Consider the following 1,309-nt stretch of genomic DNA (forward strand, 5'->3'; position numbering starts at 1 on the left):
TTTCTACGAGACCAGACATCAGAATACCACGTCTGAAGACCAGCATTTCCCAGATGCTCATTAACAGAATTACCAGAAGTATACTTTTCCGTTTTGATAAAAGAAAATGATAATATAGTGACGGAAAAACAAAAAGGAATAGCATATTAACTATCCCATGATATGTTGGTATGCCGAACTCGGTATAGTTATAGCCGCCCCTAAATTGCATAATCATTGGGATCCCACCAGCAACAACCACATCAGGTATTATTGCAAAGCACCAAATGATGAGCCATATTTTAGTCGCCCGCCAAGATGGCATAATATCTTTAAGACGAACATGATTAATACTGCCAGGAGTGATAAATGGAAGTGAAAAAATCAACCCCAGAACAACATTGATTGACAAAAACACCATCATCTCACTTGAGAGAGGGCTAATATTAGTCGTCAATCCAAGCGAATATAAGAAAATTGTAAACAACCAAATTGAAGCATATACAAACCCTGGGGACAATAAAAAAATACTCATTCTACATCCTCAGCTGTCGAAGTCTTCCACCTTCAATATATGAAAGTGCCAATACGACTTTATATACAAAATCGGGTATTTTAATCGTTTTTGAATCTAATTTATCACACAAGCAGAGCAGAATTTTTCGTGTCGTTGTTATTGGAAGAATATGTATAGCCTTTATGAGTAGTTTACTAAGGAGTTTTGTATCTTCCAACATCACTTCGTAAGATGAAAAGAGACTGTCCTTCACGCATTCCGGATGTTTTTCTTTCAAAACAGGGAAAGATTTTGACGCATATACAACCATTCTTTCCGAAGCTCTGCGCAAAGTTGGGGTATCACTGTCTTCTGCTCTTGCATCGGGTAAAAAATAAAAGTCATACTTTGCTTTTGAAACTCGGATGCCAAGTTCCTCATCTTCACAGCCGTAATGATAGAAAGTTTCATCAAAACCGCCAATTGTGTCAATTATATCACGCGTCAGGATAATGCCGTCACTTGCGAAGAAACGAGTGCTTATAATTCCTTCAGGCATGTTACGCGCCCCCAAATAACGACTGTCAAAATAGCGGAGGTAATTGCTGGTGTTGAGTCTGGCGGGATCGATTCGTATGTTAATTCTGGCTGCTGTATAGCTCTTATCATGGAAAAACGAAACGATCTTTTTTAATGCGTTAGGTTCAAGCAGATTGTCGATATCAATAAACATTATCAACGAATTTGTCGCGAGAGAAATACCCACGTTACGGGAAATTGACCTGCCAGAATTTATTTGGTTCCTGTGGAATAAAAAATTTATCTTATCTTTAA

General features: G+C 38.0%; 1 protein-coding gene and 1 pseudogene. Both read right to left on the reverse strand.

Translation table 11 applies throughout. The annotated features are described in order from the left end of the window. Positions 1 to 514: pseudogene (locus tag IM313_RS21520) on the reverse strand (hypothetical protein); the annotation flags it as partial. A 1-nt stretch (position 515) separates the two neighbouring features. Then, positions 516 to 1,309, reverse strand: a 794-nt coding sequence (locus IM313_RS21525) for a glycosyltransferase family 2 protein (RefSeq protein ID WP_193056106.1), incomplete at its 5' end; no start/stop codon positions are given.

It is taken from the genome of Enterobacter cloacae complex sp. P2B (genome assembly GCF_014895985.1).
Classification (GTDB): domain Bacteria; phylum Pseudomonadota; class Gammaproteobacteria; order Enterobacterales; family Enterobacteriaceae; genus Enterobacter; species Enterobacter bugandensis.